Source organism: Pseudomonas sp. BRM28 (assembly GCF_002939405.1).
Classification (GTDB): Bacteria; Pseudomonadota; Gammaproteobacteria; order Pseudomonadales; family Pseudomonadaceae; genus Aquipseudomonas; species Aquipseudomonas palmensis.
Genome location: NZ_PEFV01000001.1, coordinates 5,556,012 through 5,578,319 on the forward strand (window position 1 = coordinate 5,556,012; position 22,308 = coordinate 5,578,319).

A 22,308-nucleotide genomic window follows, 5' to 3' on the forward strand; every position below is an offset into this window, starting at 1 on the left:
GTGGCTTACTGCGCCGCAGTGGCGTCGGCGGCGGCGCGCAGGTCAAGGCTGCGCTTGATGATGTATTGCTGGATCAGTTGCATCTGCGGCATGTCCAGCACCCCGGCAAAGCTCGGCATGCCCTTGCTCATGAACGCACCGCTGACGATGCCGACGAAGGCCTGGTGCTTGTCCGGGCTCAGGTAGCGCAGGTCGGGGATCACCCCGCCGCTGGCGGCGTTGAGGCCGTGGCAGGCACCGCACATGCCGTTGAACAGGGTGCGGCCCTGGGCGATTTCATCCGCCGAGGCGGTCAGCGCGGGCACTTGCGGTGGCCGCACCGGCGCCTTGCGCGGCGGCGGCAGTTCGCCCTTGGCGCCGAGCTTGAACACCAGCACGCGGGACTCTGGCTGGACCTTGCCCTTGTCGGTCAGGCCGCCTGCGATCAGCGGCATGATGCCGCCCCAGCCGGCCATGAACGCCACGTACTGCTCGCCCTTGACCTCATAGGTGACCGGCCCGCCGAGCACGCCGGAGTTGGCGCGGTGCTCCCACAGCTGCTTGCCCTTGTCGGCGCTGAAGGCCATGACGCGGCCGTCCGAGGTGCCCTGGAACACCAGGTTGCCGGCGGTGCTGAGGGTGCCGCCGTTGCCGGACTCGACATAGTCGTGGGTCCAGGCGGCCTGCTGTTTGACCGGGTCCCAGGCAATCAGGTGGCCGCGCCAGGCGCTGCGGATCTGGTTGAACACTTTCGGGTCTTCCGGCAGGTCGGGCACGTCCAGGCCGAAGTTCACCACCGACTTGGTCGGCAGGAACAGTGGCTTGTCGGCGGCCTTGAGTTCGGCCACGGTGTCCTGGGCCGGAATGTACACATAGCCGGTGTTGGGGTTGTACGACATCGGGTGCCAGCTGTGGCCGCCGAGGAAGCTTGGCTGTATCACCTTCGGCGCCTTGGCGTAGTCGGCCTGGTCGGTGAGGATGGGGCGCCCGGTCTTGGGGTCCAGGCCGCTGGCCCAGTTCACCTGCACGAAGTTGTTGCCCGAGATGAACTCGCCGTTGGTGCGGTCGATCACGTAGAAGAAACCGTTCTTGGGTGCCTGCATCAGCACCTTGCGGGTCTTGCCGTCGATCTGGATGTCGGCCAGCACGATCTGCTGGGTGGCGGTGAAGTCCCAGCGATCGCCGGGCGTCACCTGGAAGTGCCACACGTACTCGCCGGTTTCCGGGCGCAGCGCGACGATCGACGACAGGTACAGGTTGTCGCCCTCACCCTGGCTGCGGAACTGGTAGTTCCACGGCGAGCCGTTGCCGGTGCCCACGTACAGCAGGTCCAGCTCGGGGTCGTAGGACATCGAGTCCCATACGGTGCCGCCACCGCCCCACTTGACCCAGCCATTGCCCTTCCAGGTTTTCATGGCCTTGGCCATGGCCTCGTTTTCCGGTGGCAGCGCCGGGTCGCCGGGCACGGTGAAGAAGCGCCAGGCCTGCTTGCCGGTCTCGGCATCGTAGGCGGTGATATAGCCGCGCACGCCGAACTCGGCGCCGCCGTTGCCGATCAGCACCTTGCCTTTGACGATGCGCGGGGCGCCGGTGATGGTGTAGCTCTTGTTGGGGTCCAGAACGGTGTCGACGCTCCACACCTCCTTGCCGGTGGCCGCATCGAGGGCGATCAGGCGCCCATCGAAGCTGCCCACGTAGACCTTGCCCTGCCACACGGCCACACCGCGGTTGACCACGTCGCAGCAGCCCTGGCTGAGTTTCTCCATGGGGATCTTGGGGTCGTACTTCCACAGCGGCTTGCCGCTGGCGGCGTCGAAGGCATACACGATGCTGAAGGCACCGGTGGTGTACATCACGCCGTCGACCACGATGGGGGTGGCTTCGGTACCGCGATCGATGTCGAGCTTCTGCGTCCAGGCCAGGCCAAGCCCGGCGACGTTCTGGTCGTTGATGCGGGTCAGCGGGCTGAAGCGTTGTTCGTCGTAGGTACGCCCGTGGGCGAGCCAGTTGGCGGCGTCCTGGTTGGCGTTGAGCAGTCGGTTGGCGTCGATGTTGCCGGGCGTGCCGGCGTGGGCGAGCGTTGACACGTAGAGCACGGCAAGCGGCATCAAGCGTTTCATTTTTTATTGTTATCCCGTTCTGGGTGGATCAATGAGTGGCGTGGCAGGCCATGACGGGATTAGAGCAAAGTCGGAGGGGGTAAAGCGCTTGCGTGTGTGCCAGGTATTTTTGTGTGCGTGCCATATTGCGGAGGCTGCTGCGTAGCCCATCGCGGGTCAAGCCCGCTCCCACAGGGACGGCGATAATCCTTGTGGGAGCGGGCTTGACCCGCGATCGAGCGCGCAGCGCTCGGCGTTACACCGGGCGCTTGAGCACCAGCGTCAGGATGTCGTAGCTGGCCACCAGCTCACCCAGCTGGTTGGTCACTTCCACATCCCACGCCACCACCCCTTGCGGCTGGCCCAGCGGGCTGGATTTGCCCTGATCGATCTTGCGCTTGCAGGTCAGGCGCGCCTGGATGGTGTCGCCAATGCCCACCGGGCTGATGAAACGCAGGGTGTCCAGGCCATAGTTGGCCAGCACCGGCCCCTCGCCCGGCGACACGAACAGCCCCGCCGCCGCCGACAGCACGAAGTAGCCATGCGCAATGCGTTTGCCGAACTGCGATTGCCTGGCCGCAATGTCGTCGAAGTGCATGTAGAAATGATCCCCCGACAGGCAGCCGAAGTTCACCAGGTCCGCCTCGGTCACGGTACGCCGATGGGTCAGCAGCGACTCGCCGATGCGCAGCTCTTCGAAGTGACGACGGAACGGGTGCACCTCGCTCTCGTACACCTGGGCACCGCGCACATACTCGCCGGTCACCGCCATCAGCATGCTCGGCGAACCCTGCACTGCCGCACGCTGCAGGTAGTGCTTGACCGCCCGCAGCCCACCCAGCTCTTCACCGCCACCGGCACGCCCAGGGCCGCCGTGCTTGAGCTGCGGCAAGGGCGAACCGTGCCCGGTGGACTCCGCCGCCGCCTCGCTGTCGAGGATCAGCAACCGACCGTGCCAGGCTGCAGCCACCGGAATGGCCTTGGCTGCCACCTCGCGGTCGGCGGTCACCAGGCTGGCCACCAGGCTGCCCTTGCCGCGCGCGGCCAGCGCCAGCGCTTCGTCCAGGTCGTGGTAGGCCATCAGCGTGCTCACCGGGCCGAAGGCCTCGATGTCATGGGCACCGCCATCGGCGTGCGGGTCGCGTGCCTGCAGCAGGGTCGGCGCAAAGAACGCCCCTTCGCTCACGCCCTCGCCCCGTGGCTCGAAACCATCGCTGGCGCCGAACAGCTGGTCGCAGCTCTGCAGCAGGCTGCGCACCCGCTCGCCCACGTCGCGCTGCTGGTCATGGGAAGCCAGCGCGCCCATGCGCACGCCCTCCACCGACGGGTCGCCCACCACCACCTTGCTCAGGCGCTCGCGCAGGCGCGTGGCCACGGCGTCCAGGTGCTTGGCCGGCACGATGGCGCGGCGGATGGCGGTGCACTTCTGCCCCGCCTTGGTGGTCATCTCGCGCACCACTTCCTTGATGTACAGGTCGAACTCGGCATCGTCCGGCTTCACGTCCGGGCCCAGGATCGCGCAGTTGAGCGAGTCGGCCTCGGCGGTGAACGGCACCGAGTGGCGGATCAGGTTCGGGGTCACCCGCAGCTTGGCCGCGGTATCGGCAGAACCGGTGAAGGTCACCACGTCCTGGCCTTGCAGGCGGTCGAGCAGGTCGCCGGTGCTGCCCACCACCAGTTGCAGGCTGCCGGCCGGCAGCAGGCCGGACTCATCCATCAGGCGCACCACCGCCTCGGTCAGGTAGCTGGTGGAGGTGGCCGGCTTGACGATGCACGGCATGCCGGCCAGAAAGGTCGGCGCGAACTTTTCAAGCATGCCCCAGATCGGGAAGTTGAACGCGTTGATGTGCACCGCAAGCCCCGCACGCGGCACCAGGATGTGGCTGCCGGCGAAGGTGCCCTGCTTGCCCAGCGGGATGGCCGGGCCTTCGTGCAGCAGGTTGCCCGAGGGCAGTTCGCGGCTGCCGATGCCGGCATAGGCGAACAGCGTGGCGTTGCCGCCCTCGATGTCGATCCAGCTGTCGGCGCGGGTTGCGCCGCTGTGGTGGGACAGTGCGTAGAGCTGTTCCTTGCGCTCGGCCAGGTACAGCGCCAGGGCCTTGAGCCGCGCGGCACGCTGCTGGAAGTCCATCGCCATCAGGCTGCGCAGGCCCTCACGGCGCGCATGCTCGATGGCTTCGGCAAAGTCGGGCCGCTCTTCATGGCTGTATGCCAATACGTGCCCGTCCAGGGCGCTGCGCAGCGGCTGCGCGCCATGCTGGCCGAGCCAGCGGCCGGCGATGAAGCTTTGCAAGGTTGGGGCAACAGACATGAGGTGTCCTCCGGTTCTTTTAAGGGGCGCGCTTACCACAGCGCCAGGGTGTAGCCGATGATCAGGCGGTTCTCGTCCAGGCTGTTGGTCAAGCCGTTGCCTGAGCGGAAGGTGACGTTGCGCCAGCGCAGGCTGACGTTCTTCAACGGGCCGCTCTGCACCACGTAGGTGATGTCGGTGTCGCGTTCGCGCTCGCGGCCGTTGTCCACGGTCGCGGTCCTGGCATGACGCCCGTCGGTGTAGCGGGTCATGAAGCTCAGGCCCGGAATGCCCAGGGCGACGAAGTCGTAGTCGTAGCGCAGTTGCCAGGAGTCGAGCCCGGCGCGGGTGTAGGTGTTGTAGGTCACCAGGTTGACGGTGTACGGGTCGCCGCCGTTGAGGAACGGGAAGGCGCTGTCGCCCGACATCTGCTGGAAGGTGGCACTGACCTTGTGCGCGCCGCTGGCCAGGGTGAACATGCCGTTGAAGTTGCGGTTGTCGATGCGCCCTGCCCGCTCGGCGCCGTCACCACGGCTGTCGAAATAGCGCAGGTCGCTGCGCAGGCTCAGGCCCTCGCCCAGCGGCTGGGTGTGCACCAGGCCGACGAACTGCTGACGGTAGATCTGGTCGAGCTTGGCGTAGTAGTAGGTCAGGTTCAGTTGCGGGGTGAAGGCATAGGTGCCGCCACCAAAATCGAAGCGGTCGCTGCTGGCCGCGCCGTAGCCGATGTCGTCGCGGCTGGACGAATCGCGCAGGTTGGCCTTGGTCAGCCGCCCGGCGTTGAACGTCAGGCCGTCGATCTCCTGGCTGGTCAGCAGGCCGCCCTGAAAGCTTGCGGCCAGCAGGCGGGTGTCGTTGTACACCACCACCGGCAGGATCGGCTGCAAGGTACCCAGGCGCAGCACGCTCTTTGAGGCGCGCAGCTTGGCGGTCAGGCCCAGCTCGCTGTAGTCGTCGGCCGGTTCCAGGCTGTCTGGCCCGAACGGCAGCAGCCCGGTGCCGCGCCGATCACGGCTGGAGTCGAGCTTGATGCCCAGTTGCCCCATGGCGTCGACGCCTACCCCGATCGGGCCATCGGTGAAGCCGGACTCGAACTTCACGGTAAAGCCCTGGGCCCACTCCTCGGCCTTGGATTGCGGCGCGTTGCTCTGGCGAAAATCGCGGTTGATGTAGTGGTTGCGCAACTCGACCTTGGCATGGCTGTCGTCGATGAAGTCGGCCAGGGCCGGCGCGGCGACCAGGGGCAAGGCGAAGCCGGCCAGCAGCGAAGCCGGCATGAAGCGAATGTGGTTCATTATTTTTATACCCGACAATCGTTTTGGTTTATTAGTGTTTGCTTGCGCCTGCGGCACCGATGCCGGTCATCGAGCGGATGAACTGCGCCAGGTAGCGGCCGCGTTCCTGCGCCGCCCGCTCCGAGGTGTCGGTGACCGAGAACACCCAGGCGCCCAGGAACGCCAGGCTCATGGAGAACAGCGCCGGGTTGCTATAGGGGAACAGCGCCGTTTCGTTGTGCAGCACGTTGACCCACACCGCCGGGCTGAGCACCAGCAGCACGATGGCCGAGACCAGCCCGCTCATGCTGCCGATCACCGCGCCACGGGTGGTCAGGCCCTTCCAGTACATCGAGAGGAACAGCACCGGGAAATTCACCGAGGCGGCAATCGCCAGCACCAGCCCGGACAGGAACGCGATGTTCTGCGACTCGAACATCAGGCCCAGGATGATCGCCAGCACGCCGATGGCCAGAGTGGCGATTCGCGACACGCGCATCTCTTGCTTCTCGGTGGCCTGGCCCTTGCGGATCACGCAGGCGTACAGGTCGTGGGACACCGCCGAGGCGCCGGACAACGCCAGCCCGGCCACCACCGCCAGGATGGTGGCGAAGGCCACGGCCGAGATGAAGCCCAGGAACAGGTTGCCGCCCACGGCCTGGGCCAGGTGCACGGCGATCATGTTGCCGCCGCCGATGATCGCGCCGTTGACGTCGCGGTAGCTTGCGTCGGTGCCGACCATCACGATGGCGCCGAAACCCACCATGATCAGCAGCAGGTAGAAGTAGCCGATGAAACCGGTGGCGTAGAACACGCTCTTGCGCGCTTGCTTGGCGTCACTCACGGTGAAGAAGCGCATCAGGATATGCGGCAGCCCGGCGGTGCCGAACATCATGCCCAGGCCCAGGGAAATCGCGTCGATGGGGTTGGACAGCAGCCCGCCCGGGGCCATGATCGCGGTGCCCTTGGCGTGCACCTCGGTGGCGGCGCTGAACATCGCCTCGGTGCTGAAACCAAAGTGCTTGAGCACCATGAACGCCATGAAGCTGGTGCCCGAGAGCAGCAGCACGGCCTTGATGATCTGTACCCAGGTGGTGGCGAGCATGCCGCCGAAGGTCACGTAGAACACCATCAGCACGCCCACCAGCATCACCGCATACAGGTAGCTGATGCCGAACAGCAGCTCGATCAGCTTGCCGGCGCCGACCATCTGCGCCACCAGGTACATCAGTGCCACGGTCAGGGTGCCCAGGGCCGAGGTCAGGCGCACCGGGGTCTGGTCCAGGCGGTACGACACCACGTCGGCGAAGGTGTACTTGCCCAGGTTGCGCAGGCGCTCGGCAATCAGGAACAGGATGATCGGCCAGCCGGCCAGCACGCCCAGGGCGTACAGCAGGCCGTCATAGCCGTTGAGGAACATCATCGCGGAGATGCCTAGGAACGAGGCGGCGCTGATCATGTCGCCGGCGATGGCCAGGCCGTTCTGAAAGCCGGTGAGGCCGCCGCCTGCGGTGTAGAAGTCACTGGCCGAACGGGTGCGCTGTGCGGCCCAGCGGGTGATACCCAGGGTGAACACGACGAACAGCAGGAACATGCTGATGGCTGTCCAGTTCATTTCGCGCACTCCTGGCGGACCTTGTCGTTGAGCGGGTCGAGCACGTTGTTGGCGCGGTACACGTAGATCCCGGTGAGGCCGAAGGACACCAGCACCACCAGTACGCCGACCAGCATGCCGACGGTGGTCACGCCGCCGCTGAGCGATTGCCCCAGGGTGCTGGGGGAGAACGCCACCAGCAGCACGAAGCCGTAGTAGATGACCAGCATGGCCAGGGTCAGCGACCAGTTCAGGCGCTGCTTGCGCCGTACCAGTTGCTTGAAGTCGGGGTGCTTGCAGATGCTGTCGATGTCTTCGGGGGTCATTGGGGCGCTCTCTTGGTGTTGTTGTTTTAGTTTTCAGGGCACACAGGTGTTGCGGTGTTCAGGCGGGCCTCATCGCCGTGTAGGAGCCGGCCTTGCCGGCGATGGGACCGACGCGTTATCAGACCTGATCGAAGTCCAGCACCACCCTGTCGCTGACCGGGTACGTCTGGCACGACAGCACATACCCCGCCGCCACTTCGTAATCCTCCAGGGCGTGGTTGCTGTCCATCTCCACCTCCCCTTCGATGACCTTGCACTTGCAGGTCGAGCACACCCCGGCCTTGCACGAGTACGGCAGCTCGGCGCCGATGGCATTGCCGGCATCCAGCACGCTGACGGTGTTGCGCGGCAGGTCGAAGGCCAGCGCCCGACCGTCGCTGATCACGGTGATCTGGCTGACGGCGGCGTCCAGCTGGCGTGCCGCCTCGCGGGCTTCACGCTTGCGTTCGTCGCCCGCCGCTGCAAACAGCTCGAAATGGATCTTCTCCCCCGCCATGCCATTGGCCTTGAGGCTGTCGCGCACGGTCTCGGTCATCGCCTGCGGGCCGCAGATGAAGGCGGCGTCCAGCGCCCTGGGGTCGAGCCAGCGCGAGAACAGCTGACCGCACTTGTCGGCGTCGATGCGCCCGTTGTACAGGTCCACGTCCTGCTGCTCGCGGCTGAACACGAAGATCAGGTTCAGGCGTTGCAGGTAGCGGTTCTTCAGGTCTTCGAGCTTGTCGCGAAACAGCGCGCCGGAGCTTGAGCGGTTGCCGTAGAGCAAGGTGAAGCGGCTGTCGGGTTCGCGCTCCAGGGTGGTCTTGATGATCGACAGGATCGGCGTGATGCCGCTGCCCGCCGCCACCGCCAGGTAGTTGCCGCGACGGGTCGGGTCCAGTGGCACATGGAAGCTGCCCGAAGGCGGCATCACTTCGAGGCTGTGGCCGACCTTGAGCACCTCGTTGGCAAACGCCGAGAAGCGCCCGCCGGCCACGCGCTTGATCGCCACGCGCAGCTCGCCGTCTTCCACGCCGCTGCAGATCGAGTACGAACGGCGCACTTCCTCGTCGTCCAGTTGCGTGCGCATCACCAGGTACTGGCCCTGGGTGAAACGGAAATCGTCCTGCAGGTGCGCCGGCACCTCGAAGGCAATCGACACCGCATCGCGGGTCTCGGCGCGCACATCCTTGATGGTCAGGCTGTGAAATTGACTCATGCTGTTCTCCCGCTGCACGGCGCCAGCGCGCTCAGATGCATTTGAAATAGTCGAAAGGTTCCAGGCACTCGCGGCACCGGTACAGGGCCTTGCAGGCCGTGGAGCCGAACTGGCTGAGCAGCTCGGTGTGGCTGCTGGCGCACACCGGGCACAGCACCTGCGGGCTTTCGCCCAGCAGGCTGCGCTTGCTGGCACTGCCCACGGGCGGCGCGATGCCATAGGCACGCAGGCGCTCGCGCCCCTGCTCGGTGATCCAGTCGGTGCTCCAGGCCGGCGTCAGGCGCCGCTCCAGGCACGGCGCGGCGAACCCGGCCTGCTCCAGCGCCTGGCGGATATCGCCCTCGATCACCTCGGTGGCCGGGCAGCCCGAATAGGTCGGCGTGACCACAAGGTGCAGGTGGCCGGCCTGCCAGTGCAGGTCGCGCACTATCCCGAGGTCGACCACGCTGACCACTGGCACCTCCGGGTCCATCACCTGCTCCAGCACCGTCCAGGCGTGGCTCAGGTCATCGGCCCGCAGTGCCCGCGCACCGTGGTCGCTGGCGATCAGCTCACCAGGTTGCATCGGGGTAGGCCCGTGGCAAAAACTGCATTTCGGCCAGCAGGATGCCCAGGTGCTCGGTGTGCATGCCGGTACGTCCGCTGAGGTAGAAGTGGCTGGCCGCAGGCGGCAGCGGCAGTTCGACCGAGGCGAAGGTGGCCTCGACCTGGTGCAGCCATGCCGCGCCGACCTGCGCCGGGTCGACGCCGATGCCCGCTGCGGCCAGGCGGGTTTCAGCCTCGCTGCCGCTGGCCAGCTCCACGGTGAAGCGCCACACCTGCGCGATGGCCGCGAGCATGCGCCGGCGACTTTCGTCGGTGCCGCCACCCAGGCGCTGCACCCATTCACTGGAGCGACGCAGGTGGTAGGTGACCTCCTTGAGCGCCTTGGCGGCGATGCCGGCGATGCGCAGGTCGGTGGAGTCGCACAGGCCCTTGAGCACCTGCAGGTGCCAGGCGTCGAACAGGAACTGCTTGGCCATGGTCACGGCGAAATCGCCGTTGGGCTGCTCCACCAGCAGCAGGTTGCGGTAGGCGCGCTCGTCGCGGCGAAACGCCAGGTCGTCGGCATCGCGGCCGTCGGCCAGCAGCTCGGCGGCGTAGTCCAGCCAGTTGCGCGCCTGGCCCACCAGGTCCAGGCCGACGTTCATCAGCGCCAGTTCTTCTTCGATGGCCGGTGCCTTGCCGCACCACTCGCACAGGCGCTGGCCCTGGATCAGGGCGCTGTCGCCCAGCAGCAGCAGGTAATGGATCAGATCGTCTTGGGTGCTGTTCATGGTCGACCTCACATGTGTCCGACTTCGTCGGGCAGCTCGTAGAAGCTGGCGTGCCGGTAGACCTTGTCGTCGGCCGGGTCGAATAGCGGGTCCTTCTCGTCCGGCGAGGAGGCCACGATCAGCGCCGAGGGCACCACCCACAGGCTTACACCTTCGCTGCGGCGGGTGTACAGCTCGCGGGCGTTCTCGATGGCCATGGCGTCGTCGGCGGCATGCACACTGCCCACATGCTTGTGGTTCAGGCCGTGCTTGCTGCGCACGAACACTTCGTAGAGGGTCCAGACAGACATCGTGTATCTCCCATCAGTCGCCGGTTCAGGCGGCGTTCTTGTTCTGTTGTTTGCGGGCGTAGGCGACGGCGGCTTCACGCACCCAGGCGCCGCTTTCGATGGCATTGCGTCGGGTGGCCAGGCGTTCCTGGTTGCACGGGCCGTTGCCCTTGAGCACGTCGAAGAATTCCTGCCACTGGATGGCGCCGAAATCGTAGTGGCCGCGCTCGGCGTTCCACTTCAGATCGGGGTCGGGGGCGGTGCAGCCCAGCAGTTCGAGCTGCGGGATGGTCTGGTCGACGAAGCGCTGGCGCAGTTCGTCGTTGCTCTGGCGCTTGATCTTCCAGGCCATCGACTGCGCGCTGTTGGGCGAGTTGTCGTCGCTGGGGCCGAACATCATCAGCGCCGGCCACCACAGGCGGTTGATCGCGTCCTGCACCATGTCCTTCTGGGCCTGGGTGCCGTGGCGCATCATGGTCAGCAGAATCTCGTAGCCCTGGCGCTGGTGAAAGCTCTCTTCCTTGCAGATGCGCACCATGGCCCGTGCGTAGGGGCCGTAGGAGGTGCGCTGCAGCACCACCTGGTTGACGATGGCCGCGCCATCCACCAGCCAGCCCACTGCGCCCATGTCGGCCCAGTTGAGGGTCGGGTAGTTGAAGATGCTGGAGTACTTGGCCTTGCCGCTGTGCAGCTTGGCGATTTCTTCGTCGCGATCGGCGCCCAGGGTTTCCATGGCGCTGTACAGGTACAGGCCGTGGCCGGCTTCGTCCTGGATCTTGGCCATCAGCTGCAGCTTGCGCTTGAGGGTCGGGGCACGGGTGACCCAGTTGCCCTCGGGCAGCATGCCGACGATCTCGGAGTGGGCGTGCTGGGAAATCTGGCGGATGAGGGTCTGACGGTAGGCGTCGGGCATCCAGTTCTTGGCTTCGATCTTGATTTCGGCGTCGATCTTTTCCTGGAAGGCACGTTCCTGGGGCGACATCTCGTCCAGGGACTTGATGCGTTTGACGCCGGTTTCGACAAGCTGTGCGTACATGTTCGGGCTCCCGCCTCAAGGCTGGTTGGGCATGGGAGTATTTATAAGCGATACACAATTCAATATCAAACAGCTTTTTAGTGTATCTAATGTTTTTTTGTATCGCTTTGCACTGAAAGCGGACCGCTACGCGCTCCATCGCGGGTCAAGCCCGCTCCCACAGGAACACGCTTTACCCAAGAACAAAAAAAAGCCCCGACCAGGTCGGGGCTTCGGCAGCCATCAGCTATCAGCTGGCCAGACGCTTGTCATACACATGACAGGCCTTGCCTTCCGAACGTTTCAGCGTGCCCAACGGCTGCAGCACAATGCGCGTGCTGATGCCGATGTAGGTCTTGATCTGCTTGCCCAGCTCGGCGGTCAGCAGCCTGCGCTGGGCCTCGTCGTAGTGCTGGCATTCGGCGCGCAGTTCCACGTGCACATCCACCGTGTCGAGATTTCCATCGCGATACAGATAAATCTCATAGCACTCTGAAAACTGTTTTATTTTCAGAACCTGTTCCTCGACCTGGGTCGGGAACACGTTGACCCCGCGCACGATGAGCATGTCGTCGCTGCGCCCGGTGATCTTGTCGATGCGCCGCATTGGCCGCGCGGTGCCGGGCAACAGTCGCGTCAGGTCGCGGGTACGGTAGCGGATCATCGGCAGCGCCTCCTTGCTCAGCGAAGTGAACACCAGCTCGCCCATCTGCCCGTCGGGCAGCACCGCACCGGTCACCGGGTCGATGATTTCGGGGTAGAAGTGGTCTTCCCAGAGGGTCGGCCCGTCCTTGGTCTCGGCGCACTCCATGGCCACGCCCGGGCCCATGATTTCCGACAGCCCGTAGATATCCAGCGCAGTGATACCCATGCGCTGCTCGATGGAGCGGCGCAGCTCGTCGGTCCACGGCTCGGCACCGAAGATCCCCAGGCGCAGCGCCAGCTTGTGCGGGTCCAGCCCCTGGCGCTCGATCTCGTCGGCCAGGTTGAGCATGTACGAGGGCGTGACCATGATGATGTCCGGCTGAAAGTCGTTGATCAGCTGCACCTGCTTCTCGGTCTGCCCGCCCGACATCGGGATCACCGTGCAGCCCAGGCGTTCGGCGCCGTAATGCGCGCCCAGCCCGCCGGTGAACAGCCCGTAGCCATACGACACATGCACCTTGTCGCCCTTGCGCCCGCCCGCGGCGCGGATCGAGCGCGCCACCACGTTGGCCCAGGTGTCGATATCGTTCTGCGTGTAGCCCACCACCGTCGGCTTGCCGGTGGTGCCGCTGGAGGCGTGCACCCGCACCACGTCATGCATGGGCACGGCGAACATGCCGTAGGGGTAGTTGTCGCGCAGGTCGGTCTTGGTGGTGAAAGGGAATCGGGCCAGGTCGTCCAGCGAACGCACCTCGTCGGGGTGCACCCCCAACTGGTCGAAGCGCTGGCGGTACAGCGGCACGTTCTGGTAGGCGTGGGACAGGCTCCAGCGCAGGCGGTCAAGCTGGTGCTGGCGCAGTTCATCGATGCTGGCGGTCTCCAGCGGGTCGAGTACAGCAGTGTTCAAGGCGGCCATGTTCATGTGTTCACTCTGATTCTTTTTATGGTTCAGCCCCTGACGGGCCCGAGTGTGGGAGCTGCACGGCTCCCGCTGTGTTGCCGGCTCAGGTTCGCTCGATGATCATCGCGATACCCTGCCCCACGCCGATGCACATCGTGCACAGCGCGTACCGCCCGCCGCGCTGCTCCAGTTCCACCAGTGCGGTGGTCACCAGGCGAGCGCCGCTCATGCCCAGCGGATGCCCCAGGGCGATGGCGCCACCATTGGGGTTGACCCGCGGGTCGTCGTCAGCCAGCCCGAGCTCGCGCAGCACCGCCAGGCCCTGCGCGGCGAAGGCTTCGTTCAGCTCGATGACATCCATGTCGGCCAGGTTCAGGTTGGCCAGTTCCAGCACCTTGCGCGTGGCCGGCACCGGGCCGATGCCCATGATGCGCGGCTCGACGCCGGCCGTGGCCATCGCCACCACCCGCCCACGGGCCTTGAGCCCGAAGCGCGCAGCCTGCGCCGGGCTTGCCAGCAGCAGCGCACAGGCACCGTCGTTGACCCCCGAGGCATTGCCCGCCGTGACACTGCCGCCCTCGCGAAACGGCGTACCCAGGCGTTGCAGCATCTGCAGCGTGGTGTCGCCACGCGGGTGTTCGTCGTGCTCGACGCGCCTGGGCTCGCCCTTGCGCTGGGCAATCGACACCGGCACGATCTCCTGCGCCAGGCGCCCGCTGGCCTGGGCAGCCGCCGCACGTTGCTGGCTGCGCAGGGCGAAGGCGTCCTGGTCGGCACGGGAAATGCCGAACTGTGCGGCGACGTTTTCGGCAGTCTCCGGCATCGAGTCGATACCATACGCCTTTTCCATCGCGGCGTTGACGAAGCGCCAGCCAATGGTGGTGTCGTACAATTGCGCCTGGCGCGAGAAGGCCTGTTCGGCCTTGCCCATCACCAGCGGGGCGCGTGACATCGACTCCACCCCGCCCACCAGCAGCAGGCCGGCTTCGCCACTGCGGATCGAGCGTGCGCCCAGGCCGATGGCGTCCATGCCCGAGCCGCACAGGCGGTTGACCGTGGTGCCCGGCACTTCCATCGGCAGGCCGGCCAGCAGCGCCGACATGCGCGCCACGTTGCGATTGTCTTCGCCGGCCTGGTTGGCGCAGCCGAACAGCACGTCGTCCACCTGCGACCAGTCCACCTGCGGGTGGCGCGCCATCAGCGCACGCAGCGGCACCGCGCCCAGGTCGTCGGCACGTACCGTGCTCAGCGCGCCGGCATAGCGCCCGATGGGGGTGCGCACGGCGTCGATGATAAGGGCGTCATTCATCTGCGGTCTCCTGGGCAAGCACTGTGCCTTGCACCTTGTAAGATTTGCCATGGAACAGCGCGATCAGCTGCCCGTTCTGGTTTTCCACACGCACGTCGTAGTTGCCGGTGCGTCCACCACGGCTCTGCTCGACGCAACTTGCATTGAGCGTGTCGCCCATCAGTGCCGGGGCGATGTAGTCGATGCTGCAGCCCAGGCCGATGGTGACCTGGTTGTAGGTGTTGCAGGCCACGGCAAACGCCGAGTCGGCCAGGGTGAAGATGTAGCCGCCGTGGCAGGTGCCATGGCCCTGGATCATGTCGGCGCGCACCGGCATGCTCAGGCGCGCCCTGCCCGGCGCGACGCTCAGCAGTTGCATGCCCAGCGCGAGGCTGGCGCGGTCACGGGCGAGCATGGCCTGGGCACATTGGCTGGCAAGCTCGGTGGCGTTCAGGTCAGTCATGCAATGCCCTCCCCTCGGCGACCGTGCGCCGCAGCAGCAGTGATGGCCGGTAGCGGCTTTCGCCGTAGGCGGCCTGCAGATTGTCGAGTACCGCCAGCACCTGCGTCGGGCCGATGGCGTCGGCCCAGGCCAGCGGGCCTTGGGGGTAGTTCACGCCCTTGCGCATGGCCAGGTCGACATCCGCCGCCGTGGCCACGCCCTGCAGCACCGCGTCGGCGGCTTCGTTGGCAAGCATGGCCACGGTGCGCATCACCAGCAGCCCCGGCACGTCGGCCAGCGGGCTGACCACCAGGCCCGCGGCCTGCAGCAAGGCCACGGCCTGGTCGCGGGCAGCGGGGGTGGTGTCGGCGGACCAGCTGATGCCGATGCGCCCGGCGGTGGCGTAGTCCAGCGCCAGGTCGAACAGCACGAGGTTGTGCAAGCCTTCGTCGCGGGCACGCTGGCTGGCCAGGCGACCGTCGGTCAGGGCCAGCACGGCGTCGCCCACGCGTATGACTGCGTGCCCGCATCGCGGGTCAAGCCCGCTCCCACAACGACCGGTGGGCGCGGGCTCGACCCGCGACGGGGCCCGCGACACCTTGATGCCGTGCGCCTCGATACGCGCCAGCAAGCCCTGCGCAACGCCCAGGTCGCCTTCGACTTCGCAGGCCTCGATGCGCAAACCACTGCGCAGCTCGCTGACCACCGGGCGCGCGGCCGAGGGCCCATAGTCATAGAACCCCTGCCCGCTCTTGCGCCCCAGCCGGCCGGCATCCACCAGCGCCGCCTGGATCAGCGACGGCTGGAAGCGCATGTCGCCGTAATAGGCATCGAACACCGAACAGGTGACCGCGTAGTTGACGTCATGCCCGATCAGGTCGGTCAGCTCGAACGCGCCCATGCGAAAGCCGCCGGCCTCGCGCATCAGCGCATCCAGCGTGGCGCACTCGGCCGCACCCTCCTGCAACAGGCGCAGGCTTTCGGCATAGAACGGGCGCGCCACGCGGTTGACAATGAAGCCCGGGCTGGAGCTGGCATGCACCGGCGCTTTGCCCCAGGCCCTGGCCGTTGCATACAGGCTGGCTGCTACCTGCGGCGCCGTGGCCAGCCCCGAGACGATCTCGACCAGCGCCATGACCGGCGCGGGGTTGAAGAAGTGCACCCCCACGAACCGCTCGGGCCGCGCCAGGCCGGCCGCGATGCGGGTGATCGACAGCGACGAGGTGTTGCTGGCCAGCACGCAGTCGGCCGTGCAGATTGCCTCCAGGCGCGCAAACAGCTCGCGCTTGGCGTCGAGGTTCTCGACGATGGCCTCGATCACCAGCCCCGCATCCGCCAGCTCGTCGAGCGCCTGCACCGCGTGCAGGCGCGCCAGGGTGGCCTCGCGCTGCGCGGGGTCGAGCTTGCCCTTCTCCACCCGCTTGCCCAGTTGCACACCCAGCCCCTCGATGGCCGCGCTCGCCGCCCCCGGGCGGCTGTCGTGCAGCAGCACCGGATGCCCGGCTTGCGCCGCCACCTGGGCAATGCCGGCGCCCATGGCCCCGGCACCGATCACCGCCACCACAACGCTTGTGTCCAGTGCGCTCATGCTCAGCACCCCTTGAACACGGGGGCGCGCTTGGCCATGAAGGCGGCCACGCCCTCGCGGTAGTCCTCGCTGCGCCCGGCCAGGCGCTGCAGGTCGCGCTCCAGGTCCAGTTGCTGGTCAAGGCTGTTGTCCAGGCTGGCATTGAGCCCTCGCTTGATCAGTGCCAGGCCCGAGGTGGGCTGTGTCGCCAGCTGTCGCGCCAGGCCCAGGGCCTCGTCGCGCAGGGCCTCGTCGTCGACGCAGCGGTAGATCAGCCCCCACTGCTCGGCCTGCTCGGCCGACAGCTTGTTGCCCAGCAGCGCCAGGGCCTTGGCCCGCGCCACGCCGACCAGCCGCGGCAGGAACCAGGTACCGCCCGAGTCGGGCACCAGGCCGAGTTTGCAGAACGCCTGGATGAAGCTGGCCGACCGCGCCGCCAGCACCAGGTCGCAGGCCAGCGGGATGTTCGCCCCGGCGCCGGCGGCCACGCCGTTGACCGCGCAGATCACCGGCAGCGGTAAATCGCGCAGGGCGCGAATCAGCGGGTTGTAGAATTTTTCGATGGACTCGCCCAGGTCGGGCATCTGCGCACCGGGCGCAACGTTGCGGTCGGACAGGTCCTGCCCGGCACAGAAGCCGCGCCCTTCACCGGTAAGCAGCAGCACACGCACCTGGGCATTGGCGCGTACCTGCTTGAGCGCCTCCTTCACTTCGGCGTGCATCTGCGCGTTGAAGCTGTTGAGTTGCTCGGGACGGTTCAGGCGCAGAAAGGCCACGCCGTCGTCTATGTCGAAAAGAATGTGCTCGAAGGTCATGACCAGTACCGCTCGCAAGGTTGAAGTAAAAGGGGCCGGCGCACTCAGCGGCCGGTGAACACCGGTGCGCGTTTTTCGCGAAAGGCATTGATGCCCTCGCGCCGGTCATCGGTGGCGGCCAGCACGGTGAAGGCGTGGCGCTCGAAACGCAGGCCGCTGGCAAGGTCGGTATCCATGGCCTTGAGCAGCGATTCCTTGGCCAGGCGCACGGCCAGCGGGGCCTTGCGCGCGATGGCCTGGGCGATCTGCACGGCGCGCTCGACGGTGAATTCGGGTTGGGTGATTTCGCTGACCAGGCCGGCCTGTTGCGCGGTGCGCGCATCGATGGGCTCGCCGGTGAGCACCATCTGCATGGCCATGGACTTGCCCACCGCGCGCAGCAGACGCTGGGTACCGCCGGCGCCAGGCATGATGCCCAGGTTGATTTCCGGCTGGCCGAAGCGCGCATCCACGCCCGCCACGATGATGTCGGCGTGCATCGCCAGCTCGCAGCCACCGCCCAGGGCAAAGCCGTTGACGGCCGCCACCAGGGGCTTGCTGAAGCGGCTGATCTGCTGCCAACAGGCAACACGCGGGTCGTTGAGGATGCCCACCGCATCGCGCTCGGCCATCTCGTTGATGTCGGCGCCGGCGGCAAACGCCTTGCGGCTGCCGGTGAGCACCACGGCGCGGCAGCTGTCGTCACGCTCCAGGCGCTCGAGTTCGGCTGCCAGCTCGCCGAGCAGGCGGGTGTTGAGGGCATTGAGCACCTCGGGGCGGTGCAGCGTCACCAGGCAGATGCCGGCGTGGGAGTTATCAAGCAACAGGGTGTCAGGCATGACGGTCACCGCACGGGCCAGTCGAGGCTGGCTGTTATTGTTGGGTCGAGGCCGATTGCGGCAGAGTATAGCCACAATACGATACACAAAATCAACATTACTGCGACTTGTCTGTGTCTATTTGTTTTCCATGCGTGCCAAATAAACCCAGCAAACACTGCGCTTATAGCGAGTAAAGCGCCAGGAAGCGATACATCGAAGCATTGCAAACAAGTAACAATACGTTATATTCGCTGTCATCCCCGTCCACAGGAAACCGACATGACCTGCTACAGCCTTGGCGGAATCACCCCGGTCATCGACCCCAGCGCCTACGTGCACCCTTCGGCGGTGCTGATTGGCGACGTGATCGTCGGCCCCGACTGCTATGTAGGCCCGCTGGCCAGCCTGCGCGGCGATTTCGGACGCATCATTCTCGAACAGGGCGCCAACCTGCAGGACACCTGCGTGATGCACGGCTTCCCCGACAGCGACACGGTGATCGAGCGCAACGGGCACGTGGGCCACGGCGCCGTGCTGCACGGCTGCCGCATCGGTGCCGATGCGCTGGTGGGCATGAATGCGGTGGTCATGGACGGCGCCGTGATCGGTGCCTGCTCGATCGTCGGTGCCACCGCCTTCGTCAAGGCCGGCTTCGACTGCCCGCCCCGCTCGCTGGTGGTGGGCTCGCCGGCCCAGGTCAAACGCAGCCTGAGCGACGCTGAAGTGCACTGGAAGCAGGGCGGCACGGGCGAGTACCACGCACTGACCCGGCGCTGCCTGGAGCAGATGGTGGAATGCAGCCCCTTGAGCCAACCCGAACAGGACCGCAGACGTGTCAGCGACAGTACGTTCCGCCCGAAAAACCACACGGCCTGAAGTGCCGGCGGCAACGCTGGCCTTGAAGGACAAACGGCAGTTATATTCCGGGGTTTCACCCAGCGGATCCTCCATGTCGTCGCTCGCGCCCCTCAATCAGCTCGTCACCCGTTTCCAGGAACAGATCCCGATCCGTGCCAGTTCGCTGATCGTCACCCTGTATGGCGATGCCATCGAACCCCACGGCGGCACCGTGTGGCTGGGCAGCCTGATCCAGTTGCTCGAGCCCTTCGGCATCAACGAGCGGCTGATCCGCACCTCGATGTTCCGCCTGACCAAGGAAGGCTGGCTGACCGCCGAAAAGGTCGGCCGGCGCAGCTACTACAGCCTCACCGGTGCCGGGCGGCGGCGTTTCGACAAGGCTTTCAAGCGGGTGTACAGCTCGGTGGTGCCGCAGTGGGATGGCTCCTGGCACCTGGCGATGCTCACCCAGCTGTCTGCCGACAAGCGCAAGCAGGTGCGCGAAGAGCTCGAATGGCAGGGCTTTGGCGCCATCTCGCCGGTGGTGCTGGCCAGCCCGCGGGCCGACCGCACCGACATCAACGCCACCCTGCTGGACCTGGACGCGCTGGAAGACACCATCCTGTTCGAGACCACCGGCCAGGACGTGATGGCCTCCCGCGCCTTGCGTGCCCAGGTGCGCGAAAGCTGGCGTATCGAGGAGCTGGGGGCGCAGTACAGCGAGTTCATCCAGCTGTTTCGCCCGGTGTGGCAGGCGCTGCGCGAGCAGGACAGCCTGCAGCCGATGGACTGCTTCATGGTGCGCCTGCTGCTGATTCACGAGTACCGCAAGCTGCTGCTGCGCGACCCGCACCTGCCCGACGAACTGCTGCCGGGCGACTGGGAGGGCCGCGCCGCACGCCAGCTGTGCCGCAACCTGTACCGACTGACCTGTGCCCCGGCCGAACAGTGGCTGAGCAGTGCGATGGAAACCGCAGACGGCCCGCTGCCCGATGCCAGCGAAAACTTCTACCGGCGCTTCGGCGGGCTGCGCTAACCTGCAGCGCGTGCCCCCAGCCATCACATGCACCCTAACAACAATGCCAGGTGTGAGGTGTGACCCATGAATACCGCTACTGCCCAGCAGCACTTCCAGCAATGGCTGGCCGACATCAACCATGCCTGCGGCGAGTTCGACGGTGCCGCGCTGGGGGATGCGTTCAGCGGTGAGATTCGCCCCCGCCAGCTGGGCGCCCTGCGCTTCAGTCACGTGAGCAGCTCTCACGCGCGGCTGCTGCGCACGCCGCGCGAGGTGCAGCGCAGCAGCGAACACAAGTACTTTGCGGTGTTCCAGCTCAAGGGCATGGCCAACATGGCCCAGGACGACGCCCGCGAAGTGCTGATGCCGGGGGACATCCTGCTGATCGACAGTGCACGCCCCAGCGACTTCACCTTTGGCGATACCTCCCAGCAGATCTCGCTGATACTGCCCCACGACCGGGTCGACCAGCTGCTGCGCTTCACCCCGGTGGAGATCGGGCGCAAGATCCCGGCCGGTTCGCCGGTCGCCCTGCTCGCCCAGCAGATGCTGTTGTCCTCGACCCAGCTGGACGAGGTGAGCCTGGCCGAAAGCGAAGCGGTGATCGATGCGCTGATCAGCCTGATGCGCCCGGCACTGTGCGGCAGCGACAGCAACCCCGACCCGCATGAACGCATCTTTCGCAAAAGCCTGGCGCTGATCGAGACGCACATTGCCGACGAGGCGCTGTGCCCGGAGATGATCGCGCGCGACATCGGCGTGTCGATGCGCGGGTTGTACCGGGTGTTCGCCAAGAAGGGCCTGGTGATCGCGCAGTACATCAAGAACCGGCGCCTGGACATCTGCGCCGAAACCCTGCGCAACCCGCAGTCGACCCTCAAGCTGTCGGCGCTGGGGTACACCTGGGGCTTCTCCAACAGCAGCTACTTCACCACTGCGTTCAAGCAGCGCTTTGGCGTGTCGCCCGGCGAGTACCGCAAGCGCTACAGCTGAGCGCCTGCGGCCTGCCAGCCGCCTCAGTGGCGGATGCACACCGACTTGGTCTCGGTGAAGGCGTCCAGCCAGTCGACGCCGAAATCACGCCCGGTACCGGATTGCTTGAAGCCGCCAAACGGCATGTTGGCATCGATCAGGGTGTGGCTGTTGACCCACACGGTGCCGGCCTCGATGCGCGGGGTGAGGTCCATGGCCGACTTGAGGCTGGTGGTCCACAGGCTGGCGGTCAGGCCATAGTCGCTGTCGTTGGCGCGGGCCAGCGCTTCTTCCACATCGGCCACGCGGGTCAGGCTCAGCACCGGGCCGAACACTTCGCTGCGGGTCAGGCGCAGGTTGTCGTCGGGGTTGAGGATCAATGACGGGCTGACGTAGTAGCCATTGGCATCCGGCGCGCTGGCACCGCTGATGATCTGCGCGCCCTGCTCGCGGGCATCGGCCAGGTAGGCCTGCACCGACTGCTGGTGCGCGCCGGAAGCCACGGCGTTGATCTGCGCGCTGGGATCCAGGCCCGGGCCTACGCTCAGCCCCTTGATCGCCTGCTCGAAGTCCGCTGCCAGGCGGTCGAACAGCGGCGCCTCGACATAGATACGCGAACTGGCGGCGCACACCTGCCCCTGGTTGAGGAAGCTGCCCATCATCAGGCCTTCGATCACCTGCTGCGGATCGGCGTCGGCCAGCACGATGGCCGGGTTCTTGCCACCCAGCTCCAGTGACAGGCGCGTCAGGCGGTCGACCGCCGAACGGGCAATGTGCTTGCCGGTGGCGGTAGAGCCGGTAAAGCTGATCTTCGCCACCCGCGGGTGGCTGGTGAGGGCGCTGCCGCATACGCTGCCGCTGCCGGTGATCAGGTTGAACACGCCGTCCGGAATGCCGGCCTCGGTGGCCAGCTCGGCCATGCGCATCAGGGTCAACGGGGTGATCTCGGAGGGCTTGATGACGATCGAGCAGCCGGCCGCCAGGGCGGGCATCACCTTCCACATGCCGATCATCAGCGGGAAGTTCCACGGCACGATGCCAGCCACCACGCCGACCGGCTCCTTGCGCGTATAGGCGGTGTAGCGGGCACCTTCGGGCACCGGGATCGACACATCCAGGGTGCGCCCGCAGATCTTGGTGGTGAGGCCGGCGGTGTAGCGCATCCAGTTCAGGGTACTGCCGACTTCGAAGGCGCGGGCGATGTTGATCGACTTGCCTTGTTCCAGGGTTTCGAGCTGGGCCAGCTCTTCACCGTGCTGTTCGAGCAAATCGGCGTAGCGCAGCAGGATACGCTCGCGCTCGGCCGGGGCGCGGCGCGCCCACACGCCACTGACGAATGCCCGATGCGCCGATTGCACGGCCTGGTCGACATCCTCGGCGCTGGCATCGGGGGTCACGGCAATGGGTTGGCCGTTGGCCGGGTTGAAGACGGTAAGGGTCTGGCTGGAGGTGGACGGCCGCCAGCCGCCATTGATGTACAGGCCGTGTTGGCGTCCGAGAAAACGCTGGACACTGGCTAGCAGGGGTACGGTGCCGGCAGTCATGAACACTCCTTTTGTTATGGTTGGGAACATCCCAGGAGAGTGTATGGCGCCGCCGCAGGCGGGATGTTTCGCTGGCTGCCAGGGTGGTTGGCGAGTGTGCCAATGTGGTGGGTGGTGTGGCT

General features: G+C 66.3%; 19 protein-coding genes and 1 pseudogene. 3 read left to right on the forward strand and 17 right to left on the reverse strand.

Features of this window, described 5'->3' with window-relative positions; genetic code table 11:
* Positions 1 to 5 precede the first annotated feature (5 nt).
* The 16 genes and pseudogenes from CR917_RS25465 to paaF form a co-directional block, all read right to left on the reverse strand.
* The gene (locus CR917_RS25465; protein WP_104573054.1) at positions 6 to 2,099 is read right to left on the reverse strand and encodes a PQQ-dependent dehydrogenase, methanol/ethanol family; all 2,094 of its coding nucleotides are present in this window, start codon (positions 2,097 to 2,099) and stop codon (positions 6 to 8) included.
* Positions 2,100 to 2,334: 235 nt separating this feature from the next.
* On the reverse strand, positions 2,335 to 4,389 hold the full coding sequence (gene paaZ / locus CR917_RS25470; protein WP_104573053.1) for a phenylacetic acid degradation bifunctional protein PaaZ: 2,055 nt from the start codon (positions 4,387 to 4,389) through the stop codon (positions 2,335 to 2,337).
* A gap of 32 nt (positions 4,390 to 4,421) precedes the next feature.
* Positions 4,422 to 5,663: an OprD family porin gene (locus tag CR917_RS25475; RefSeq protein WP_043862998.1), complete on the reverse strand. Its 1,242-nt coding sequence runs from the start codon at positions 5,661 to 5,663 to the stop codon at positions 4,422 to 4,424.
* 31 nt (positions 5,664 to 5,694) lie between these two features.
* Positions 5,695 to 7,263: pseudogene (locus CR917_RS25480) on the reverse strand (cation acetate symporter); the annotation flags it as partial.
* Positions 7,254 to 7,562: a DUF485 domain-containing protein gene (locus CR917_RS25485; protein WP_043863000.1), complete on the reverse strand. Its 309-nt coding sequence runs from the start codon at positions 7,560 to 7,562 to the stop codon at positions 7,254 to 7,256. The gene CR917_RS25485 and the pseudogene CR917_RS25480, both read right to left, overlap by 10 nt.
* A 118-nt stretch (positions 7,563 to 7,680) precedes the next feature.
* Positions 7,681 to 8,757 carry a 1,2-phenylacetyl-CoA epoxidase subunit PaaE gene (paaE, locus tag CR917_RS25490; protein WP_043863001.1) on the reverse strand — a complete coding sequence of 359 codons (1,077 nt, stop codon included), beginning with the start codon at positions 8,755 to 8,757 and terminating at the stop codon, positions 7,681 to 7,683.
* 31 nt (positions 8,758 to 8,788) lie between these two features.
* Positions 8,789 to 9,322, reverse strand: a complete 534-nt coding sequence (gene paaD, locus CR917_RS25495) for a 1,2-phenylacetyl-CoA epoxidase subunit PaaD (RefSeq protein ID WP_054915435.1) — start codon at positions 9,320 to 9,322, stop codon at positions 8,789 to 8,791.
* Positions 9,309 to 10,073, reverse strand: coding sequence for a 1,2-phenylacetyl-CoA epoxidase subunit PaaC (paaC, locus tag CR917_RS25500; RefSeq protein WP_078480199.1), 765 nt, complete (start codon positions 10,071 to 10,073; stop codon positions 9,309 to 9,311). Before paaC ends, paaD begins: the two co-directional genes overlap by 14 nt.
* An 8-nt stretch (positions 10,074 to 10,081) precedes the next feature.
* On the reverse strand, positions 10,082 to 10,363 hold the full coding sequence (gene paaB, locus CR917_RS25505; protein ID WP_043863004.1) for a 1,2-phenylacetyl-CoA epoxidase subunit PaaB: 282 nt from the start codon (positions 10,361 to 10,363) through the stop codon (positions 10,082 to 10,084).
* 25 nt (positions 10,364 to 10,388) lie between these two features.
* Positions 10,389 to 11,378 carry a 1,2-phenylacetyl-CoA epoxidase subunit PaaA gene (gene paaA / locus CR917_RS25510; RefSeq protein WP_054915436.1) on the reverse strand — a complete coding sequence of 330 codons (990 nt, stop codon included), beginning with the start codon at positions 11,376 to 11,378 and terminating at the stop codon, positions 10,389 to 10,391.
* A 229-nt stretch (positions 11,379 to 11,607) separates the two neighbouring features.
* Entirely contained in the window at positions 11,608 to 12,924 is a 1,317-nt protein-coding gene (gene paaK / locus CR917_RS25515; protein WP_054915437.1) for a phenylacetate--CoA ligase PaaK, read from the reverse strand.
* An 82-nt stretch (positions 12,925 to 13,006) separates the two neighbouring features.
* Positions 13,007 to 14,212 (reverse strand): 3-oxoadipyl-CoA thiolase, encoded by a 1,206-nt coding sequence (gene pcaF, locus CR917_RS25520; protein WP_078480200.1) that lies wholly within the window; start codon positions 14,210 to 14,212, stop codon positions 13,007 to 13,009.
* Positions 14,205 to 14,654, reverse strand: coding sequence for a hydroxyphenylacetyl-CoA thioesterase PaaI (paaI, locus tag CR917_RS25525; RefSeq protein ID WP_043863008.1), 450 nt, complete (start codon positions 14,652 to 14,654; stop codon positions 14,205 to 14,207). Before paaI ends, pcaF begins: the two co-directional genes overlap by 8 nt.
* The gene (gene paaH, locus CR917_RS25530; protein WP_104573052.1) at positions 14,647 to 16,221 is read right to left on the reverse strand and encodes a 3-hydroxyacyl-CoA dehydrogenase PaaH; all 1,575 of its coding nucleotides are present in this window, start codon (positions 16,219 to 16,221) and stop codon (positions 14,647 to 14,649) included. Before paaH ends, paaI begins: the two co-directional genes overlap by 8 nt.
* Positions 16,222 to 16,223: 2 nt before the next feature.
* On the reverse strand, positions 16,224 to 17,015 hold the full coding sequence (gene paaG / locus CR917_RS25535; RefSeq protein ID WP_043863010.1) for a 2-(1,2-epoxy-1,2-dihydrophenyl)acetyl-CoA isomerase PaaG: 792 nt from the start codon (positions 17,013 to 17,015) through the stop codon (positions 16,224 to 16,226).
* Positions 17,016 to 17,059: 44 nt separating this feature from the next.
* The gene (paaF, locus tag CR917_RS25540) at positions 17,060 to 17,833 is read right to left on the reverse strand and encodes a 2,3-dehydroadipyl-CoA hydratase PaaF (RefSeq protein ID WP_104573217.1); all 774 of its coding nucleotides are present in this window, start codon (positions 17,831 to 17,833) and stop codon (positions 17,060 to 17,062) included.
* A 261-nt stretch (positions 17,834 to 18,094) separates the two neighbouring features.
* On the opposite strand from paaF, the gene paaY reads away from it, so the two are divergent.
* From paaY to feaR, 3 genes are all read left to right on the forward strand, one after another.
* Positions 18,095 to 18,691: a phenylacetic acid degradation protein PaaY gene (gene paaY, locus CR917_RS25545; RefSeq protein WP_043863012.1), complete on the forward strand. Its 597-nt coding sequence runs from the start codon at positions 18,095 to 18,097 to the stop codon at positions 18,689 to 18,691.
* Between the two features lie 73 nt (positions 18,692 to 18,764).
* Positions 18,765 to 19,688 carry a phenylacetic acid degradation operon negative regulatory protein PaaX gene (paaX, locus tag CR917_RS25550; RefSeq protein WP_054915441.1) on the forward strand — a complete coding sequence of 308 codons (924 nt, stop codon included), beginning with the start codon at positions 18,765 to 18,767 and terminating at the stop codon, positions 19,686 to 19,688.
* 66 nt (positions 19,689 to 19,754) lie between these two features.
* Complete coding sequence (gene feaR / locus CR917_RS25555; RefSeq protein ID WP_104573051.1) at positions 19,755 to 20,663, forward strand: transcriptional regulator FeaR; 909 nt, start codon at positions 19,755 to 19,757, stop codon at positions 20,661 to 20,663.
* Positions 20,664 to 20,686: 23 nt separating this feature from the next.
* Here feaR and CR917_RS25560 read toward each other — a convergent pair whose 3' ends face one another.
* On the reverse strand, positions 20,687 to 22,186 hold the full coding sequence (locus CR917_RS25560) for an aldehyde dehydrogenase family protein (RefSeq protein ID WP_104573050.1): 1,500 nt from the start codon (positions 22,184 to 22,186) through the stop codon (positions 20,687 to 20,689).
* Positions 22,187 to 22,308: the final 122 nt, after the last annotated feature.

Excerpts from the sequence above, each read along its gene's own strand:
- paaD (WP_054915435.1), bottom strand. The coding sequence starts at position 9,322 with ATGCAACCTGGTGAGCTGATCGCCAGCGACCACGGTGCGCGGGCACTG.
- CR917_RS25485 (WP_043863000.1), bottom strand. The coding sequence starts at position 7,562 with ATGACCCCCGAAGACATCGACAGCATCTGCAAGCACCCCGACTTCAAG.
- paaX (WP_054915441.1), top strand. The coding sequence starts at position 18,765 with ATGTCGTCGCTCGCGCCCCTCAATCAGCTCGTCACCCGTTTCCAGGAA.
- paaI (WP_043863008.1), bottom strand. The coding sequence starts at position 14,654 with ATGACTGACCTGAACGCCACCGAGCTTGCCAGCCAATGTGCCCAGGCC.
- feaR (WP_104573051.1), top strand. The coding sequence starts at position 19,755 with ATGAATACCGCTACTGCCCAGCAGCACTTCCAGCAATGGCTGGCCGAC.
- CR917_RS25475 (WP_043862998.1), bottom strand. The coding sequence starts at position 5,663 with ATGAACCACATTCGCTTCATGCCGGCTTCGCTGCTGGCCGGCTTCGCC.
- paaZ (WP_104573053.1), bottom strand. The coding sequence starts at position 4,389 with ATGTCTGTTGCCCCAACCTTGCAAAGCTTCATCGCCGGCCGCTGGCTC.
- paaB (WP_043863004.1), bottom strand. The coding sequence starts at position 10,363 with ATGTCTGTCTGGACCCTCTACGAAGTGTTCGTGCGCAGCAAGCACGGC.
- paaY (WP_043863012.1), top strand. The coding sequence starts at position 18,095 with ATGACCTGCTACAGCCTTGGCGGAATCACCCCGGTCATCGACCCCAGC.
- paaA (WP_054915436.1), bottom strand. The coding sequence starts at position 11,378 with ATGTACGCACAGCTTGTCGAAACCGGCGTCAAACGCATCAAGTCCCTG.
- paaH (WP_104573052.1), bottom strand. The coding sequence starts at position 16,221 with ATGAGCGCACTGGACACAAGCGTTGTGGTGGCGGTGATCGGTGCCGGG.
- paaE (WP_043863001.1), bottom strand. The coding sequence starts at position 8,757 with ATGAGTCAATTTCACAGCCTGACCATCAAGGATGTGCGCGCCGAGACC.
- paaK (WP_054915437.1), bottom strand. The coding sequence starts at position 12,924 with ATGAACATGGCCGCCTTGAACACTGCTGTACTCGACCCGCTGGAGACC.
- paaF (WP_104573217.1), bottom strand. The coding sequence starts at position 17,833 with ATGCCTGACACCCTGTTGCTTGATAACTCCCACGCCGGCATCTGCCTG.
- CR917_RS25560 (WP_104573050.1), bottom strand. The coding sequence starts at position 22,186 with ATGACTGCCGGCACCGTACCCCTGCTAGCCAGTGTCCAGCGTTTTCTC.
- paaG (WP_043863010.1), bottom strand. The coding sequence starts at position 17,015 with ATGACCTTCGAGCACATTCTTTTCGACATAGACGACGGCGTGGCCTTT.
- pcaF (WP_078480200.1), bottom strand. The coding sequence starts at position 14,212 with ATGAATGACGCCCTTATCATCGACGCCGTGCGCACCCCCATCGGGCGC.
- paaC (WP_078480199.1), bottom strand. The coding sequence starts at position 10,073 with ATGAACAGCACCCAAGACGATCTGATCCATTACCTGCTGCTGCTGGGC.
- CR917_RS25465 (WP_104573054.1), bottom strand. The coding sequence starts at position 2,099 with ATGAAACGCTTGATGCCGCTTGCCGTGCTCTACGTGTCAACGCTCGCC.